The sequence below is a fragment of the Aequorivita aurantiaca genome, from assembly GCF_030410135.1.
Taxonomy (GTDB): domain Bacteria; phylum Bacteroidota; class Bacteroidia; order Flavobacteriales; family Flavobacteriaceae; genus Aequorivita; species Aequorivita aurantiaca.
In genome coordinates this window covers 91,046-110,088 of record NZ_JAUGQQ010000007.1, presented here as the reverse complement: position 1 = coordinate 110,088, position 19,043 = coordinate 91,046, and the positions used below count along the sequence as shown (strand labels likewise).

Genomic DNA, 19,043 nt, shown 5'->3' with positions numbered 1-19,043 from the left:
CGAAATTTAAAAAGTTTAACCTGGAACGAAAGAAAAAAACTGTAGGTAACACCGGCTATAGTTCATTGCGGCGGAATTTTCTGCCGAAAATTCTCCCCCCGCTACCGCGAGCGTCCCGCTCGTGCAATCACTAAAATAAAAACCTCTCCCCACTCAATACCAACTACTCATTACCAAATACCCATTTCTATTTTCGTTACCTTTGTAGGGCATTGAAAAAGAACCCATGAATTTTAAATTAGCTACAGAATACACCCCCTCCGGCGACCAGCCCGAGGCGATAAAAGCCTTGGTAAACGGCCTAAACGAGGATGAAAAATACCAGACCCTGTTGGGCGTTACCGGTTCCGGAAAAACCTTTACCGTGGCAAATGTGGTGCAACAAGTGCAAAAGCCCACGCTGGTGCTGGCGCACAACAAAACCCTCGCCGCCCAGCTGTACACGGAGTTTAAAAACCTTTTCCCCGAAAACGCGGTGGAGTATTTCGTTTCCTATTACGATTATTACCAGCCCGAGGCCTTTATACCCAGCAGCGGCACCTATATTGAAAAGGACCTTTCCATAAACGAGGAGATAGAAAAAATGCGGCTTAGCACCACCTCGTCCCTACTTTCGGGCAGGCGGGATGTGCTGGTGGTTTCCTCCGTTTCCTGCCTGTACGGTATCGGGAACCCCGCGGAATTCCAGAAAAACGTAATCACTTTGGAAAAAGGGCAGACCATCTCCCGCACAAAATTGCTGCACCGTTTGGTGCAAAGCCTCTACAGCCGCACCGAGGCGGAATTCAACCACGGTCGGTTCCGCATAAAGGGCGATACGGTGGATGTTTTTCCCGGCTATGCGGATGATGCTTTTAGAATCCATTTTTTCGGCGATGAAATTGAGGAGATTGAAGTCTTCGACCCGCTGAACAACAACATAAAGGCGAAGTACGAACGCCTGAATATCTATCCTGCGAATATGTTTGTAACCTCGCCCGATGTCTTGCAGGGTGCCATTCGGCAAATTCAGGATGATTTGGTGAAGCAGGTGGAATATTTCGGCGAAATAGGAAAACACATAGAAGCAAAGCGTCTGGACGAGCGCACCAATTTTGATTTGGAAATGATTCGCGAACTGGGCTATTGCAGTGGGATAGAAAACTATTCCCGCTATTTGGACCAGCGACTGCCCGGCACCCGGCCGTTCTGTCTGCTCGATTATTTTCCGAAGGATTATTTAATGGTGGTAGATGAAAGCCACGTAACCATTCCCCAAGTGGGCGCCATGTACGGCGGCGACCGCTCCCGAAAGGAAAACTTGGTGGAATACGGGTTTAGACTGCCCGCCGCGATGGACAACCGTCCGCTAAAGTTTGAGGAATTTGAGGCACTTCAAAACCAGGTCATTTACGTAAGCGCCACCCCCGCCGATTATGAATTGGAAAAAAGCGGCGGCGTGTATGTGGAACAGATCATCCGCCCAACAGGATTGCTGGACCCACCGATAGAGGTACGCCCAAGCCTAAACCAGATTGATGATTTGCTGGAGGAAATTCAACTTCGGGTGGAAAAAGACGAACGTGTTTTGGTAACCACCTTAACCAAAAGAATGGCGGAGGAATTGACAAAATATTTAACCCGGGTACAAATCAGGACCCGCTACATACACAGTGATGTGGATACGCTGGAGCGGGTGGAGATTATGCAGGATTTGCGATTGGGCCTGTTTGATGTGTTGGTAGGAGTGAACCTATTGCGAGAGGGGCTGGATTTGCCGGAAGTTTCCTTGGTAGCAATTCTGGATGCCGATAAGGAAGGATTTTTAAGGAGCAACCGTTCGCTAACACAAACCGTAGGCCGCGCGGCACGAAACTTGAACGGAAAAGCAATCATGTATGCGGATAAAATAACCAACAGCATGCAGGCCACCATAGACGGCACCGAATACAGACGCCAAAAACAGATTGCGTATAACGAGGAGCACGGCATAACGCCAACGCAAATCAAAAAATCATTTGAGAATTCCTTGACAAAATCAAAGCAAGCTGCCTACACCTTTGAAAATGCCGAAACCCTAGCCGCAGAAGCCGAAACCGAATATTTGACAAAACCACAAATAGAAAAGAAAATAAGAGACACACGCAAAGCCATGGAAAAAGCCGCAAAGGATTTGGACTTTATGATGGCGGCCAAGTTACGGGATAAGATTAAAACATTTCAGAAACAGCTGGAGGAGGTTTAATTTTAATTGACAATTAGCAATTAACTCCTAACTCCTAACTCCTAACTCCTAACTCCTAACTCATAACTCCTAACTCATAACTCATAACTCATAACTGTCCACCCATAACTTTACAATGCCTTTAACGCACCTTACATTCCCTATTTTGTATTTTGCCTGTTCTATGCTAACAGCGCAAACAATCAATTTAGACAATAAGGTTATCCCCCAAAGCATTAAAAAGGAAGTGATTGAAGCACTTACCTTTTTCCCGGAATTGTATGATACCGCTATTGACTTCAAATTTAAGAACAACATTAAAAAATCCACAATGCAGGCGCAGCCTCGGTTTACCAGCTTTTTTAAGGCGAAGGAAAATCGGGAATATGTTATTTTAATAAGCCGAAAAATTCAGATTGAAGGGGAGGAATTCACGATGGATGATATTCCTTCGGACGTAAAAGTGGGGTGGATTGGCCACGAACTCGGCCACATTATGGACTACCGCAACCGAACCAATATGGGGATGCTTATTTTCGGATTAAAATATTTGTTTTCGCCCCTCCATATTAAGGAAGTGGAACGCGCGGCAGACGCTTATGCCATACAACACGGAATGGGCGATTATATTCTGATGACGAAAAACTTTATTCTGGAAAATGCCAATCTTTCAGAGAAATACAAAGAGCGCATCCGCAGATTATACATTTCCCCGGAAGAAGTTATGGAACTCATCAATGAGAATAAAGTAGAGGAGGAGCCGGAAATTGTTGAACAAGAGGATTGAGGCATCGGCATTAGGCATTAGGTATTTTTTATTATGGAATGAACCCTGCGTTTTCACTCAAGGTGTCCAGTTTTGATAATAATTTGGCCCCTCGACAGTCCCAGAAAGACAGGATTTAAAATTTGATATTACTGGCCAACCTGTTTTTTCACAAAATCCTCCCATTCCGCAAATTTTTCCTCATTCATTACCTTTTCCATTTTAACCTGCCCACCTTTCTTTTTGTTATGGGCACTCCACTCATGAAAAACATTGGGATTTACGGTTGTTACTTTTACGCCCTTTAGCAATTTGGAGCGGGTGCGGTCATAATTTCGGTTTGCACCTTTAAGGGCTTCGTCCAATGCTGTTGCTATTTCCTCGGGATTGATATTGGTTTCCGTTCCCAAATACCAATGGTGAAAATATTCGCCATTAATCTGTATTGCAGCAATAGTAAATTCAGGAATTTTAATATCGAATTTCTCTTCCATTTCCCGCAAAGCGACTTCCATTTTATTTACGGAAAGCTGGGAACCTACTACGTTTAAAAAGAATTTGGTGCGTCCAGTAATTTTTATTTCGGCTTTTTCAATATCGGTGAAGGCAATGGTATCGCCAATTAAATAACGCCACGCGCCCGAAACGGTGCTGATTAATAAAACATAATCTGTGTCTTTTTCCACCTCTGCAAGTGTGACGGCAGGCGCATCCTGCGAGAGTGACCCATCCTCGTTAATATATTCAGGCTTAAAGGGAACGAATTCAAAATAGATTCCATTATCGGTAACTAATTTCATCGATGTGGTATCAGGCCGTTGCTGATAAGCCAGAAAACCTTCCGAAGCCAAATAAGTGTCAATTACTGTAATGGGGCGGGCGAGCAATTGGTTAAAACTTTTCTCATACGGCTGAAAAGCCACGCCACCTGTGGTATACACTTGAAGGTTGGGCCAAATTTCATGTATGTTTTTCGCATGGTGATATTCAATCACTTTTTTCAGCATTAATTCCACCCACGACGGAATTCCGCTTAGTGCGCCGATGTCCCACTCCCTTGCGCGCTTTGCGATGGTTTCCACTTTTTCGTCCCAATCTTCCATCAGCGCAATCTCCTCGCCCGGTTTGTAAAACCCTCGAAACCAAAAAGGAATATTGCTGGCGCTGATACCGCTTATTTCACCTTCCAAAAATTCATCGTGTTTCTCCAGATTTGTGCTGCTGCCAAGCATCATTATTTCCTTGTCATAAAAATCGGAGGGAATGTCAAAATTAGTAAGTGCCCCAATTTGCTTGATGCCGGTGGCGCGGATTGCCTCAATCATTTCATCGGTCACAGGAATTCTTTTTGAAGTTTTTCCCGTGGTGCCGCTGCTTCGGGCAAAATAGGTCGGCTTGCCCGGCCAGCAAATATCATCCAACCCTTCCTGTGTTTTGCCCCACCATTCGGCTTCCATTTCGTGATAGTCGAAATAAGGGATCTTTTCTGAAAAAGCTTTTTCAATATCATCAGCTTCAAGGATTTTCGCAAAGCCGTAATACTTTCCGAAAGCTGTATTTTTTGCCTTTTCCAATAAATTTTTTAATACTTCCTGTTGCGCTTCAACGGGCGATTTTTCTGAAACTAATGCGCCGCGAAGATCGATTGCCGTTTTGATGATTGAACCTAAAAGTGCCATTATTTTTTTGTTTGGTTGAAACTACAATTTTTGGATTTCACCCGAGGAATGTTTAAATCAATTTTAACCTTTTTGAATTCGTAATCGTAACTGTATCTTTACAAAAAAAATCAAAAATGCACCATCCAGATTCCGTACGATTGAACAAAGCCATCAGTGACAGCGGTTACTGTTCGCGCCGCGAGGCGGACACTTTAATTGAAAAAGGTTGTGTAACGATTAATGGCGAAAAAAGCGGGCTGGGCGATAGGGTGATGCCGGGGGATGAGGTGCGCGTGGATGGGAAGCTAATTTCTGAAAATACAAACGAAGTCTTCATAATGCTGAACAAACCCGTGGGCATCACCTGTACTACCGATACCCGTTTTGATGACAACGTAATTGATTTTATAAACCACCCCGAGCGCATTTTTCCCGTGGGAAGATTGGATAAACCGAGTGAGGGTTTGCTATTGTTGACGAACGAGGGCGATATTGTAAATAAAATTCTACGTGCGGGCAATAAGCACGAAAAGGAATACATTGTAAAAGTGGACCGGCACGTTACGGATGAATTTATAAAAAGAATGGGCTCGGGAATCCCTATTTTGGATACGGTAACCAAGCGTTGTAAGGTTGAGAGGATTAGCAGATTTGAATTTAGAATAATTTTAGTGCAGGGATTAAATAGGCAAATTCGGCGAATGTGCGAATATTTGGGTTATGAAGTGGTGGCCTTGCAACGAATACGCTTAATGAATTTGAAATTGGGGGATTTGCCAGTGGGCGAATGGCGCGATCTTACTGCGATTGAATTGAAAACGCTACGGGATTCGGTAAAGGACAGTGACGGGCTGCCTCAGGTTTATCAAAAAGATGGCCGACAAAAAGCTGTGGAACCAATAAAGCCCGAAAAGAAGAGGCAAGAGGAGCGAAATGCAAAGCGGGAGCAAAATAAAACTGCCGGAAGACGAAGGAGAGGGCCGGGTTAACCCCATGAAAAAACCGCGTACCGATTGAGTAGCACGCGGTCATTTTCAACTAACTAACCAAATTAAATTTCAATTATGAAATCTCAACCATTTTCTTCAATGCTTTCTTTTCTTCCATTTTCGGAAGGGTAACCCGTAGGACTCCATTTTCGTAATTGGCCTGAATATCTTCAGCTTTAATGTTTTCCGGAAGTTTAAAAGAGCGTTCGAAAGTTGCGTAATTGAATTCCCTTCTTCTGATTCGGGAATCGTTATTTTCCTCTTTCTTTTCTTCCACCTTTTTTGAAGAGATCTTTAAAGTATCTTCCTCAACTTCAATGGCAAAGTCTTCTTTCTTTAGTCCCGGAACTGCCAACTCGACTACAAAATTCGGCAAATTTTCAAAGATATTTACCGCTGGAATGCTAAATGTTTCATAATTCTTAAGCCCATCCAATCTGCTGTCCAAAAAGAGATTGTCCAATAGTGACGGCAACCAAATGTTGTTTCTATTAACTGTTTTCATATCTAAATATTGTTATATTTTTCTATTATTTTCCTACTTAATGGCAACAACAATTCCAAAGCAAATTTCACGACAGAATGACCTTTTTAATTCCTTTTTCTCGGACATTTTGTCGTAACAACATCAGTTCTCAATGGATTGTGTACTTTTAAATTAAACATTGAACGGTTTCTTATGTCCAAAATATTCAATCGAATTATCGACTTCTTCCATAGCATTGAAAGTAAAATTGCATTCTACCCGACGCTACTCGCTTTGTCGGGATTTCTGTTTTCACTTTTAATGATTTATTTGGAACAACAGGGCATCTCCCGAAATATAATGGACGTATTCCCAATACTGATGGTGGAAGATGGCGACACGGCCCTTACCGTTTTAAGTGCTTGCTTAACCGGTTTAATTTCATTGATGGTTTTTAGTTTTTCCATGGTAATGCTCCTTTTAAGCCAAGCTTCCAGCAACTATTCGCCGCGACTGCTTCCCGGATTGATTAGTGATAAGCGCCACCAGTTTATATTGGGTATTTTTTTGGCTACCATTTTTTATAACATTTTCACGATTTTTTCAATTGAACCCAGTGAAGAAAAATACACGCTACCAGGGCTATCGGTACTATTGGGAACTTTTTTCACTATTCTTTGTTTGGTGGCATTTATATATTTCATCCATAACATTTCCCAAAGTATACAGATTAACAACATTTTGGACGGCATTTTTGACCATGCCCATAAGAGATTGAATCGTTTGATCGAATCTGAACAAAATAAGCAGCTGTCATTTCCAACGACTGATAACTGGTATGAATATAAGGCCGGGCGTAGTGGTTATTTCCAGAATATTTCCATAAATAATATTATTGAAATATGCGAAAAGGTAAATACTAGAATTTATATTACTATTCCGAAAGGGCTATTTGTTTTAAGAAATGCGGTTTTTATCAAATCGGAAAAGGAACTTGATGAAAGAATCCTAAATGCTATTGTGGACAATATTAGTTTTTCGCGCGGCGAATTAGTGGAGGATAATTATATTCTTGCTTTCAAACAAATTACTGAAATAGCCGTAAAGGCAATGTCGCCAGGAATAAATGACCCAGGCACGGCTATAAATGCCATCGATTATTTGACTGATCTGTTTGCAGTGCGGATGCAAAAATTGGACAATGGAATTATTAAGTCAACCAATTCACGCTCTGGTGAAAAGGAAATCTATTTTAAAATTGCCGTTGTAGGTTTCGAGGAGTTGATGTATAACGTGATGGCGTCCTTACGCACCTATTGCAAAAACGACCCGGTGATTGTTCAGAAATTGTTATGGATGCTAAATTATCTTCAAAAACAGCCCGCAGCTGAAGCTTATTACCACGGAATAATCAAGGACGAAATAAGAACACTTTTGGAACAAGCTAAAAATTCATTTGAATCCCAAAAGGATATTGAGGCAATTAAGGGCTTAGCCGGTTAATTGTAATAAATTTTAAAAATATTCAGAAGTTCTTCGGCAGAAACCAATTTTTCTTCGGAAGCATCCATTTTCAGCATAATTTGATCTGCAACTACGGGGCGAATTCCCATTTTCAGACCAAAATTCTTCAACGCCACTATTTCAGAATGATGGGTTTCATTGTCTATTTTCATCATCAAAATCAATTTATAGAAATGCGTGATTCGTTCCACCTCACTAAAGACAGGACGAGAGGTTTGTGGGTTTTCGAACAAATCAACAAGTTCCCTTTCAGAAATGTTGGTCCGGCTGGCCAATTTTTTTATGAAGGCTATCTCGGAATTTTTAATTTTTCCATCGGCCATTACCATACTAATTAAATCACTTAATAACGTTTTAGGATTTTTTCCCATAACATTCTTTTAAATAAAAAAGGCCCTTGACATTCACCAAGGGCCTTGGCATATATTAAAAAATTTTACGAAAGAACTGCCTTTACCTTGTCTGCGGCTTCTTGGAATTCTATGGCACTTTGCACGTCCAAACCACTGTCGTCAATTAATTTTTTGGCAATATCGGCGTTAGTTCCTTGCAATCGAACAATGATAGGCACATGAATAGTACCCATGTTTTTGTAAGCATCAATAACCCCTTGAGCTACACGATCGCACCGAACGATACCTCCAAAAATATTGATCAGGATTGCCTTTACACTTGGATCTTTCAAAATCAATTTAAAAGCTGCCTCTACACGCTCTGCATCTGCTGTTCCACCTACGTCAAGGAAATTTGCAGGCTCCCCGCCAGCTTGTTTAATAAGGTCCATTGTTGCCATTGCCAGCCCGGCCCCGTTTACCATACAGCCAACGTTGCCGTCTAAGTCCACATAATTAAGACCTTTTTCCTTTGCTTCAACCTCTACGGGATTTTCTTCGCGTTTGTCACGCATTTGCTCATAGTTGCTATGGCGGAAAAGGGAATTGTCGTCAATACTTACTTTAGCATCAACAGCTATAATTTTATCGTCGCTGGTTTTTAAAACAGGATTTATCTCGAAAAGGGAAGCATCAGATTCATTGTAAGCCTTATAAAGTGCGGTAATAAATTTGGTCATTTCCTTAAAGGCCTTTCCGCTTAAGCCAAGATTAAACGCAACCCTTCTCGCCTGAAAGCCCAAAAGGCCCACGGCGGGATCAATTTCTTCAGTGAAAATTAAATGTGGGGTTTCCTCGGCAACGGTTTCAATGTCCATCCCTCCTTCGGTGGAATACATAATCATGTTTCTTCCGGTTGAACGGTTTAGGAGTACGCTAATATAATACTCCTCAGGCTCGCTATCGCCAGGATAATATACATCTTCAGCAACCAAAACCTGATGAACTCTCTTGCCCTCGGCAGAAGTCTGTGGCGTAACAAGGTCCATTCCTATAATATTTGAGGAAATGTCCTCAACTTCCTTTATATTTTTTGCAAGCTTTACACCGCCACCTTTTCCGCGGCCTCCTGCGTGAACTTGTGCTTTAATTACGTGCCAGCCGGTACCGGTTTCTTCGGTAAGTTTTTTAGCGGCTTCCACTGCTTCTTTTGGGGTTGTGGCCACGATTCCGCGCTGTATTTCAACGCCAAAACTATTTAAAATCTCTTTTCCCTGATATTCGTGTAAATTCATAGTTGCGGTTTTGTACCCTCCCGATTTGGCGGGTAGGCTTGTTTATGGTAAGCAAAAATAACAAATGTTGCAGGAATGCACTAATGTTTTTTATAGCATTGCTTTGGAAGGTTTTTCGAAATTCCCGAAAATTTAAAATTAAGTAATTATTAGTGAAGTAATTGGCGCTACATGCTTATTTTTGCGCCTTAATTTTTAAAAATTTATTCTTAAGACGATGAAAAATCAAGACCTTTTGGCGATAGCCCAAGAATTCGGAAGCCCTGTTTATGTTTATGATGCCGCTAAAATTGAAAAGCAATATAAACGATTGACTGGTGCTTTTGATAAGGTTGACAGTTTAAGGATAAATTATGCGGTTAAAGCACTTTCAAATATTTCGGTGCTAAAGTTGCTCATTAATATGGGCAGTGGTTTGGACACAGTTTCAATACAGGAAGTAATGCTGGGTCTGGAAGCGGGCGCCAAGCCCCAGGATATTATCTACACACCGAACGGAATTTCCTTAGAGGAAATAGAAAGGGCTGCCAAACTTGGGGTTCAGATCAATATTGACAATCTTTCCATTTTGGAACAGTTTGGAACCAAGCATCCTGAAACGCCCGTTTGCATACGTATTAATCCGCACGTAATGGCTGGCGGAAATACGAATATATCTGTGGGGCATATTGATAGTAAGTTTGGAATTTCAATACACCAAATGCCTTTGCTAAAAAGGATTGTCGAAAATACGGGTATGAACATAAACGGAATCCACATGCATACCGGAAGTGATATTCTGGATATCGACGTTTTTCTGTATGCTTCGGAAATACTTTTCAATGCTGCGGAAAATTTTGATAATCTTGAATTTATTGATTTCGGAAGTGGTTTTAAAGTGCCGTACAAAGAAGGCGATGTTGAAACCAATGTAGAGGAATTGGGCAAAAAATTGAGCAAGCGCTTCAATGATTTCTGTAAAAAATATGGAAAGAAATTAACCCTAGCCTTTGAGCCAGGCAAATTTTTGGTCAGCGAGGCGGGTCAGTTTTTGGTGAAGGTAAATGTAATTAAACAAACAACTTCTACCGTTTTTGCACAGGTGGACAGTGGCTTTAACCACCTAATCCGACCCATGCTTTATGGGTCACAGCACGAAATTAAGAATATTTCGCGCCCGCACGGAAGGGATCGATTCTATACGGTAACTGGCTATATATGCGAAACAGATACGTTTGCCAACAACCGCCGAATTCCCGAAGTACACGAAGAGGATATTCTTTCCTTCCACAATGCTGGAGCCTATTGTTTTACAATGTCCAGCAACTATAATTCAAGATACAGACCTGCAGAAGTGTTATGGTATAAGGGAAAGGCCCATTTAATTCGGAAGCGTGAAACGTTCGAGGATATTCTAAAAAACCAGATTATCCTAGAATTATAATAGTTTGGGCAATCGCTAATCTATAGAACGAAGGAAAAAATGTTAATTTGTTTCAAAAAGCGTAATGTTTTAGGTTTTTAAAATAAATAATCTTAAAAAGTGTATTTGTCAATAATAATTTTATCTTTGCCTCTTATTATAAATTTTTAATTTAATACAATGAACAAAGGAACAGTAAAATTCTTCAACGACACCAAAGGATTTGGTTTTATAACTGAAGAAGGAACCAACAAAGAACATTTTGTACACGTTACAGGCCTAATCGACGAAGTTCGCGAAGGTGACGAAGTAGAATTTGATCTTCAAGAAGGAAAAAAAGGATTGAACGCGGTTAACGTAAAAGTACTTTAATACTCACAATTTTTTTAAGACAAAGCTTCCGGAGACGGGGGCTTTTTTTTTGCGCCATATTTTTTGTGAAGGGTTTTGAAAAAAATGATGACAAATCGCTGATTATTACGATTTTATCATACATTTATCTAAACTAACTAAAACCATTTTCACAATGAAAAAATCAACCCTACTCATGTTCCTGCTGTTTATGGTAACCATCCATTTTATGGCACAAGAAAAAAATCCTGAAAAGGAAAAGGAGAGCCAACAAAAACTCGCCGCCGCACCTTCTTCAATTTCCCTGGCAACTCTCCTAAAACAAAAATCGAATACTTATGTAATTACCCAAAAACATGTAAGCAAACCCAGTGGAATTCGCCACGTATATATGAGGCAGGCCATTGATGGGTTGGAGGTTTTTGGAACTGAATCCAGTGTCCATTTTGATAAAAGTGAAAACGTGTTGGCTTCGCACAACAAATTTCTAAATGATGTTAGAGCAACGATTAAAAATAGTTCCCAAGGTATTTCTGCAAAGGAGGCCATAATATCAGTAGCTGGCCAAATGGGTTACCGAATTAGAAATCTACAGGAAATACAAAATATTGGCGGAAAAAATAAGGCTTCCGTTTTCAATGGAGCGGAAATTTCTTCGGAACATATTCCGGTAAAGCTAATGTATTATTATAGAAAAGGAATTGGAACACAGCTGGTTTGGGAACTTTCCATTGCCGAAAAAAATTCATCAAACTGGTGGAATTTTCGAGTGGACGCGACTTCAGGAAAAATTATTGATAAGGACAATTGGACTGTTTCCTGCAATATATTGGGGGAACACGATAAACATGAGCATGCGCCATTAGCGGCAACTCCATTTGTTGGGCCTATGGAGGCTCCAATTGAAGTAAATTCGGCATTAACGACCGATGTTGCACCACCACCACCTGCCAGCTATCGCGTTTTTGCAATGCCAATTGAAAATCCCAATTATGGTGTGCGTACGTTAGTTTCAAATCCAGAAAACTTAACCGCATCTCCTTTTGGATGGCACGATATTAATGGAATTGATGGAGCTGAATACACGAACACACGTGGGAACAATACGGATGCGTATGATGATGATAATGCAAACAACAATCCGGATGGAAAATATGCGCCAAGCCCCGGAGGAAACTTAATTTTTGATTTTCCATTGAACACGACTTACAGTGTGGGCGATCAATCTGAAAACGCTGCGATTACCAATCTTTTTTACTGGACTAATATAATTCATGATGTTACCTATTTATATGGGTTTGATGAAGCGAGCGGAAACTTTCAACAGAACAATTATGGAAACGGCGGTGCTGGCAATGATCCGGTGAATGCAGAAGCCCAAGACGGATCTGGAACCTGTAATGCGAATTTTGGAACCCCGCCAGATGGATCCCGACCACGAATGCAGATGTACGTGTGCAATACCCGGGACGGCGACTTGGACAATATGGTAATTCTGCACGAATATGGCCACGGCATTTCCAACCGATTAACCGGAGGTCCAGCGGCCGCCTCTTGTTTGCAAAATGCCGAACAAATGGGAGAGGGCTGGAGTGATTTCTACGGACTGATGCTAACTATGGATTCAGGAGATAGTGGTCCAGATTCAAGAGGAGTCGGCACTTGGTTATTAGGTGAAGGTCCCGGAGGTCCAGGTATAAGGGTTTATCCATATAGTACACTTTTTGCAATAAATCCACATACTTATGATGATATCAAAACTGCTGCAGTCCCCCACGGTGTTGGAGAAGTATGGGCTACAATGTTATGGGAAATGACGTGGGAAATTATGAGTATAGTTCCCTTCAACAGCGATATTTATAACGGTACGGGAGGAAATAATATTTCACTGGCCCTTGTAACCGAAGGGATGAAACTTCAGCCCTGCAGTCCCGGATTTGTAGATGGAAGAAACGCAATCCTGGCTGCTGATCAAGCCTTATTTGGAGGTGCTTATCAATGTGCTATTTGGGAAGCCTTTGCCAGACGCGGTCTAGGTTTTAGCGCTATACAGGGAAGCTCCGGAAGCAGATCAGACGGTACTGAAGCATTTGATTTACCTCCCTTATTCTCAAGCTTGGATGTTATTGACGAAGTATGCCTTTCAGATGGAATACAGACCGGCCTTTTCGGTGGAAGTCCTATAGGCGGGGTTTACGGCGGACCAGGAGTAACTGATGATGGCAATGGCACAACTTTTACTTTTGACCCAAGTGTTGGCGGGCCTGGGAATGTTATAATTTCCTATACGGTTAATGATGCCTGTACTGGTTTGCCAACAACTTTAACCGATACCATAAACGTCACCAACGACCCACCAGATATTGTATGTATGGGATCTGGAAATATACCAATGACGGGTTCACAATCAAGTAATCCTGGAACAGCTATCCCTGATAATAATCCTGCAGGAGTAACTGTCACGATGAATGTTACGGATAATTTTTCCATTACCGATTTGGATGTAAATTTAAATATATCCCACACCTTTGTGGGTGATGTAATCGTAACTATAAAATCTCCTGCGGGTACAACGGCGATAATTGTCGACAGACCGGGTCGGACCACAACTGGATTTGGTTGTGGCGGAGACAATATTGTTGCTTCTCTGGATGATGAGGCGGTTTCAGCCGTGGAAAATGAATGTGCCCCTTCCGTACCTACTATAAATGGCTCGTTCACTCCCAACAATCCACTATCAATATTTGATGGCGAAAGTACCTTGGGAATTTGGGAGCTTATTGTTTCTGACAATGTCTCTACCGATACTGGAACAATCAATAGCTGGGGAATTGATTTTGATTATGAGCTTTCTTCCCCAATTCTTAATGTTACTCTTGATGGAACTGGAAACGCAACTGTAAGTGCCGAGGATTTGTTGTATAGTGTCACCGTTCCCTGCGGTAGTTATACAGTACTTGCGGGAAATCCTTTGGCGGCAACAGTTAATTTTACCTGTGCAGATATTGGCATTATCACCGTTCCGGTTGAGGTTACCAATGATAACGGTGCAACTTCCACATGTTTAGCGACGGTCAATGTTATTGGCGGTGGTGGCGGTGGTCCATTTGTTTGTCCGGGAGATATTACCCAAAACAACGATGTGGGAATCTGTGGGGCCATCGTAATTTATACAGTAGATATGCCTTCGGGATGTGGCGGTGGAAGCGGGAGTATCACCCAAACAGCAGGCTTGACGAGCGGAAGTATCTTTCCCGTGGGTACAACCACAAATACTTTTGAATATAGCGATGGTATAAACCCCGTTCAAACATGTTCGTTTGATGTGATCATTAATGATTTAGAAGTTCCGGCGGCTGTGTGCCAAAATATTACCGTACAATTAGATGTCAATGGTATTGCTACAATAGCGGCAGACGATATTGATGGCGGAAGTACGGATAATTGTTCAATTGATACAATAACCATTGACAACAGCAATTTCACTTGCGCTAATGTGGGGACCAATAACGTATTACTTACGGTAACCGATGCTAATGGAAATTTCAGCACATGTACAGCAATAGTAACAGTGGAAGATAACATAGCTCCGACGGCCGTTTGCCAAGACATCACCGTACAATTGGATGCAACTGGAAACGTTTCTATTACTGCTGCTGATATTGATGGAGGTAGTACAGACGCCTGTGGAATTGATACTGTGGTAATTGACATGTCAGATTTCACCTGTGCAGAAATCGGTCCAAACAACATTACCTTGACGGTAACTGATGTGAACGGAAATACAAGCTCTTGCGTGGCTGTGGTTACTGTAGAAGACGACCTTCCGCCAACAATAGCTTGCCCTGCGGACATAATTGTTAATACCGATGCGGGAATATGTAGTGCGGTGGTAACTTTTCCCATGCCATTTGTATTGGATAATTGTAATGCGAATGCCATACAAACAGGAGGTCTGCCAAGTGGAACAGCTTTTCCGGTAGGAGTGAACAACGTAGAATTTACCGCAACTGACGGAAGCGGAAATACAGCGGTATGTAGCTTCACCATAACGGTTGAAGATAATGAGGCGCCAACCATGATTTGCCAAAACATCACCATTCAATTGGATGCTTCAGGAAATGCTTCAATTACCGCTGCGGATGTGGACGGAGGTTCAACTGATAATTGTGGCATTGCCAGCGTTTCAGTAAGTCCGACCACATTTGGCTGTAGCGATGTGGGTGACAATCCTGTAGTGCTTACGGTTACCGATATACACGGAAATTCAAACACCTGTACAGCAATTGTTACTGTGGTGGATATTACGGCTCCAGTAGCAGTGTGCCAAAATATTACAGTTGAATTGGATCCGGTAACTGGTACTGTAACCATTACAGGAGCAGAAGTTGACGGTGGAAGCACCGATGCCTGTGGAATAGATACCTATAGCCTGGATATTAATACTTTTGATTGTTCAAACATAGGTGATAATACCGTAGTGCTAACCATAACAGATGTAAATGGAAATGTTAGTACTTGTACCGCAATAGTAACGGTGGAAGATAACACCTCTCCCATGCTTGTTTGCCAAGATTTCACAATTGAAATTGGTACAGACGGAACCGCAACCCTTGATCCGAGTGATGTAATAATTTCTAATGAAGATGCCTGCGGAATATTTACAATTGCCGTAGATATTACTGAATTCACTTGCGCTGACATTGGAACACCCGTAACGGTTCAAGTTTTCAGTCAAGATAATAATGGCAATCTCTCTACTTGTAATGCTGTAGTAACCACTGTAGATCTTTTAGCACCAGAACTTACTTGTCCTGCCGACCAAACTGTTGATCCCGGAGCTGGCAACTTGTTCTACATTGTGCCGGATTATTTTGCAAACGGTGAAGCAACAGCCATTGATAATTGTACCGATCCTGTTACACTTACTGCACAAACTCCAGCCGCTGGAACCGCCCTGCCTGATGGTGTTCATACGATTACCCTAAATGCAGAAGATGAATATGGGAATGTTTCTACCTGTACTTTTGAACTTACGGTTATGTCAATTTTGGGTGCGGGAAATCACAATGCCAATATCGGAAGCATTCAATTGTATCCCAACCCTGCCAAACACAGCATTATAATCGGGAATCCCGCAAACATTTCTCTTGAAAATCTTACTATTTTCGATATTCGAGGTAGAATGGTGAAATCGGTAGATTTAAGAAATATGGGAATGGAAAAAGCGATAAATATTTTTGAAATGGCTGCGGCAACCTATTTGGTTATTATCCAAAGTGAAAATGGAGAAATAACCAAAAGACTGATTAAAGAGTAGTTTCTTTTTTTGTTAAAACAGAAAACCCTTCCGTAAATGGAAGGGTTTTTTTATGGCCAATAATCCTTGGCTTAATTTAAAATTTTACTGCTTCTTTTTTGGCATTTTCAAATTCTTCCACCAAATCCTTTACTATTTCAGCGGCGGGTTTAATATCGTTTATCAACCCTGCAATTTGACCAATTTCCAACTCTCCTTCTTCCAAATCACCTTCAAACATGCCACGTTTTGCACGGGCGCGACCCAAATGTTTTATTAAATCGTCCTTTGATGGATTGGTGGAATATAGCTGCACAACGCTTTCAAAAAATTTATTTTTGAGCATTCTTACCGGAGCAAGTTCCTTCAAAGTTAGATGTGTGTCACCTTCCTTCGCTTCCACTACCATTTGCTTAAAAGCGTGGTGTGAGGAGGATTCATTTGAAGCAACAAAACGACTGCCAACCTGCACGCCGTCTGCGCCCAAAACCATAGCGGCCAACATCCCGCGACCGGTAGCAATTCCGCCAGCGGCAATTAAAGGAATGTCGAGTTGCTCTTTTACCATGGGAATCAGCGTGAAAGTAGTGGTTTCTTCCCGACCGTTATGGCCACCGGCTTCAAAACCTTCCGCAACTACGGCATCAACCCCAGCCTCTTGCGCCTTGAGGGCAAATTTCACACTGCTAACCACATGAACAACAGTTATTCCGTTTTCCTTAAGCAGGGAAGTATAGGTTTTTGGATTTCCGGCCGAGGTGAAAACAATTTTAACCCCTTCTTCAATAGTGATATTTATTAATTTGTCAATTTCGGGATAAAGCATCGGCACATTTACACCGAAAGGTTTATCTGTTGCGTTTTTACACTTTAAAATATGCTCGCGAAGAATTTCAGGATACATAGAGCCTGCCCCCAAAAGTCCCAAACCCCCAGAATTGGAAACAGCGGAGGCAAGTCGCCATCCGCTGTTCCATATCATTCCAGCCTGAATTATTGGGTATTGAATATTAAAAAGTTCGGTAATCCGGTTTTTCACTATTCTTTAATAATTTTATAACTGGTGGTTTTATTGTTTGAAGTAATTGAAGCAATGTACATTCCAGAGGCAAGTCCTGACACATCAATACGATTTTTCATTGCAGAAATGTTTTTTTGTAGAAGTCTTTCACCTAAAATGTTGAAGAGCATAAATTCTGCGTTTTCAGCATTTTTAGGAAAAGAAATATTTATCTCGGTGGTAACAGGATTCGGATATAGCGCAAAATGGGAATCAAGCAATTGTTCTTCAACACCTATGGTTAAAAGCGAATTTAATGCGGTTCCGAAGTCGGGAATTCCATATCCATATTGATCTGTTGGGCTGTTATATCTATCCGCAGATTCGCGAATGGCTTGCATAACAACATCATTTTTCAATGTGGGAACCGCGCTCCAAAGGGAAGCTACGGCACCAGCTGTTATTGGTGAACTGAAAGAGGTGCCACTTGCGGTAGTAACGTTCCCGTTCTGGCTCACAATGGCTGCATCCAAACCTTTGGCCATCACGTCCGGTTTAATTACTCCGGAAGCATTTGGACCGCGAGAGCTAAAATTTACATAATTTTCATTAGCATCTACAGCTCCAATGGTAAAAGAACCCGGAGCATCAGCCGGGGTCGCCACTTTTCCAAAATCATTTCCTTGGTTTCCGGCAGAGGTAACGTTGATCATACCTTTATCAAAACCTGCGTTTGCCCCTCGGGCGGCAATGGTTGTTAGTCCGTCCAAATCAGCATAACTATGGTCAAAGCCTGGATTGTCAAAAGCTTGGTAGCCTAATGAGGTGTTGGTAACGTATACTCCCAAACTATCGGCGCGTTCCAAAGCTTCCACCCAATACGCTTCCTCGGCTGGGGATTCGCTGTTCCCATCTTCCGTGATATATAGATAATAGGATGCGCCCGGTGCCGTCCCAACAAATTGTCCGTTCAAAAACCCTGCGGCATCACTGAAGGTTGCTGAACCGTGATTTCCGGTGCCATTGGGATTTTCAGACCTATCCACAAAATCATAATATCCTAAAAGTCTGCCCTCATTTCTTAGAGTTGCATAAGCAGGATTAGTCAACACTCCGGGATAACCATTATCCATAAAGGCAACAACAATATCTTGGCCTATGTAATCATTTTCGTGAAGGTAGTCCACATTGATCATTTGCGTCTGGTTTGTGGCACTCCCATAATTATAAACGGGGCGGGGTTGATTTTCAATTTCAAATTTATCTTTGGTAAATTGTCTTCCTGCTGTGGGTCTGTTAAGGCTTTTGTCAGCAAACTCAATGTCTGTTACGAAAGGTAGGTTCAACAAGTTGTTTATGTTATTTTCAGTTCCGCGAACGTAAACAGCGTTCAACCATTTTGATTTGGCCAGCACCGTAATTCCAGTGGCGGCTTCAATGGCAGCTTTTTGGATTTCATTCAATGGTACGTCGCGGTCATCAATTGCAATTCCCTGGGTATTTTTTCTGTCGATTGCAGCTTGGGTCAAAATGGTAATGGGAGCTGCCAAGGCCGCCGAAACAACTGCGGGGTCTTTTGCTTCCAAAAACACGAGTGCATCTTCGGTTTGCGCGTAGCTAAAGGTTGATACAAAAACAAGAAGTAATAGTAATTTTTTCATCTGTAGTTAAATATTTAGTTTTTAATGGAAACTTGAAAGCCATTTTCAATCTCATTGGTCTAAAAAAAGTGATGGACATTTCATCAATTATTCT

At 41.8% G+C, this 19,043-nt stretch carries 13 protein-coding genes and 2 pseudogenes; 9 read left to right on the top strand and 6 right to left on the bottom strand.

All coding sequences use genetic code 11. From position 1 onward, the window contains the following. The first annotated feature begins 226 nt into the window (after positions 1-226). Positions 227-2,224, top strand: a complete 1,998-nt coding sequence (gene uvrB, locus QRD02_RS11415) for an excinuclease ABC subunit UvrB (protein WP_290255085.1) — start codon at positions 227-229, stop codon at positions 2,222-2,224. Positions 2,225-2,387: 163 nt separating this feature from the next. After that, on the top strand, positions 2,388-2,990 hold the full coding sequence (locus tag QRD02_RS11410) for a hypothetical protein (protein WP_290255084.1): 603 nt from the start codon (positions 2,388-2,390) through the stop codon (positions 2,988-2,990). A 128-nt stretch (positions 2,991-3,118) separates the two neighbouring features. On the opposite strand, the gene QRD02_RS11405 is transcribed toward QRD02_RS11410, so the two are convergent. Further along, positions 3,119-4,648, bottom strand: a complete 1,530-nt coding sequence (locus QRD02_RS11405; RefSeq protein WP_290255083.1) for a GH3 family acyl-acid amido synthetase — start codon at positions 4,646-4,648, stop codon at positions 3,119-3,121. A 116-nt stretch (positions 4,649-4,764) separates the two neighbouring features. Between QRD02_RS11405 and rluF the strand changes: the two genes are divergently transcribed. Beyond that, a complete protein-coding gene (rluF, locus tag QRD02_RS11400) occupies positions 4,765-5,619 on the top strand; it encodes a 23S rRNA pseudouridine(2604) synthase RluF (RefSeq protein WP_290255082.1) in 855 nt (284 codons plus the stop codon). 73 nt (positions 5,620-5,692) lie between these two features. On the opposite strand, the gene QRD02_RS11395 is transcribed toward rluF, so the two are convergent. After that, positions 5,693-6,124, bottom strand: a complete 432-nt coding sequence (locus tag QRD02_RS11395; protein WP_290255081.1) for an Hsp20/alpha crystallin family protein — start codon at positions 6,122-6,124, stop codon at positions 5,693-5,695. A gap of 174 nt (positions 6,125-6,298) precedes the next feature. Here QRD02_RS11395 and QRD02_RS11390 point away from each other — a divergent pair, with 174 nt between their 5' ends. Then, positions 6,299-7,588, top strand: a complete 1,290-nt coding sequence (locus QRD02_RS11390) for a DUF2254 domain-containing protein (protein ID WP_290255080.1) — start codon at positions 6,299-6,301, stop codon at positions 7,586-7,588. Here QRD02_RS11390 and QRD02_RS11385 read toward each other — a convergent pair. Next, complete coding sequence (locus QRD02_RS11385; RefSeq protein ID WP_290255079.1) at positions 7,585-7,980, bottom strand: hypothetical protein; 396 nt, start codon at positions 7,978-7,980, stop codon at positions 7,585-7,587. The genes QRD02_RS11390 and QRD02_RS11385 overlap by 4 nt on opposite strands. 65 nt (positions 7,981-8,045) lie before the next feature. Next, on the bottom strand, positions 8,046-9,236 hold the full coding sequence (gene sucC / locus QRD02_RS11380; protein WP_290255078.1) for an ADP-forming succinate--CoA ligase subunit beta: 1,191 nt from the start codon (positions 9,234-9,236) through the stop codon (positions 8,046-8,048). A 217-nt stretch (positions 9,237-9,453) separates the two neighbouring features. Between sucC and lysA the strand changes: the two genes are divergently transcribed. The 5 genes and pseudogenes from lysA to QRD02_RS14485 all read left to right on the top strand — a co-directional run bounded on the left by lysA (position 9,454) and on the right by QRD02_RS14485 (position 16,309). Next, on the top strand, positions 9,454-10,659 hold the full coding sequence (gene lysA, locus QRD02_RS11375; RefSeq protein WP_290255077.1) for a diaminopimelate decarboxylase: 1,206 nt from the start codon (positions 9,454-9,456) through the stop codon (positions 10,657-10,659). Between the two features lie 159 nt (positions 10,660-10,818). Continuing rightward, the gene (locus QRD02_RS11370) at positions 10,819-11,010 is read left to right on the top strand and encodes a cold-shock protein (RefSeq protein ID WP_014780844.1); all 192 of its coding nucleotides are present in this window, start codon (positions 10,819-10,821) and stop codon (positions 11,008-11,010) included. Between the two features lie 154 nt (positions 11,011-11,164). Then, positions 11,165-11,461, top strand: a pseudogene (locus tag QRD02_RS14495) (hypothetical protein); the annotation flags it as partial. Positions 11,462-11,989: 528 nt separating this feature from the next. After that, positions 11,990-13,090 (top strand): annotated as a pseudogene (locus tag QRD02_RS14490) (M36 family metallopeptidase); the annotation flags it as partial. 270 nt (positions 13,091-13,360) lie between these two features. Then, positions 13,361-16,309: an HYR domain-containing protein gene (locus QRD02_RS14485; RefSeq protein WP_435373038.1), complete on the top strand. Its 2,949-nt coding sequence runs from the start codon at positions 13,361-13,363 to the stop codon at positions 16,307-16,309. Between the two features lie 76 nt (positions 16,310-16,385). Here QRD02_RS14485 and QRD02_RS11360 read toward each other — a convergent pair whose 3' ends face one another. Together QRD02_RS11360 and QRD02_RS11355 are read right to left on the bottom strand one after the other, a co-directional pair. Then, positions 16,386-17,327: an NAD(P)H-dependent flavin oxidoreductase gene (locus QRD02_RS11360; RefSeq protein ID WP_290255075.1), complete on the bottom strand. Its 942-nt coding sequence runs from the start codon at positions 17,325-17,327 to the stop codon at positions 16,386-16,388. Next, complete coding sequence (locus QRD02_RS11355) at positions 17,327-18,949, bottom strand: S8 family peptidase (RefSeq protein WP_290255074.1); 1,623 nt, start codon at positions 18,947-18,949, stop codon at positions 17,327-17,329. The genes QRD02_RS11360 and QRD02_RS11355 overlap by 1 nt, the downstream gene beginning before the upstream one ends. Positions 18,950-19,043: the final 94 nt, after the last annotated feature.

Excerpts from the sequence above, each read along its gene's own strand:
- sucC (WP_290255078.1), bottom strand. The coding sequence starts at position 9,236 with ATGAATTTACACGAATATCAGGGAAAAGAGATTTTAAATAGTTTTGGC.
- QRD02_RS11385 (WP_290255079.1), bottom strand. The coding sequence starts at position 7,980 with ATGGGAAAAAATCCTAAAACGTTATTAAGTGATTTAATTAGTATGGTA.
- rluF (WP_290255082.1), top strand. The coding sequence starts at position 4,765 with ATGCACCATCCAGATTCCGTACGATTGAACAAAGCCATCAGTGACAGC.
- QRD02_RS11405 (WP_290255083.1), bottom strand. The coding sequence starts at position 4,648 with ATGGCACTTTTAGGTTCAATCATCAAAACGGCAATCGATCTTCGCGGC.
- QRD02_RS11355 (WP_290255074.1), bottom strand. The coding sequence starts at position 18,949 with ATGAAAAAATTACTATTACTTCTTGTTTTTGTATCAACCTTTAGCTAC.
- QRD02_RS11370 (WP_014780844.1), top strand. The coding sequence starts at position 10,819 with ATGAACAAAGGAACAGTAAAATTCTTCAACGACACCAAAGGATTTGGT.
- QRD02_RS14485 (WP_435373038.1), top strand. The coding sequence starts at position 13,361 with ATGGGATCTGGAAATATACCAATGACGGGTTCACAATCAAGTAATCCT.
- QRD02_RS11390 (WP_290255080.1), top strand. The coding sequence starts at position 6,299 with ATGTCCAAAATATTCAATCGAATTATCGACTTCTTCCATAGCATTGAA.
- QRD02_RS11395 (WP_290255081.1), bottom strand. The coding sequence starts at position 6,124 with ATGAAAACAGTTAATAGAAACAACATTTGGTTGCCGTCACTATTGGAC.
- lysA (WP_290255077.1), top strand. The coding sequence starts at position 9,454 with ATGAAAAATCAAGACCTTTTGGCGATAGCCCAAGAATTCGGAAGCCCT.
- uvrB (WP_290255085.1), top strand. The coding sequence starts at position 227 with ATGAATTTTAAATTAGCTACAGAATACACCCCCTCCGGCGACCAGCCC.
- QRD02_RS11410 (WP_290255084.1), top strand. The coding sequence starts at position 2,388 with ATGCTAACAGCGCAAACAATCAATTTAGACAATAAGGTTATCCCCCAA.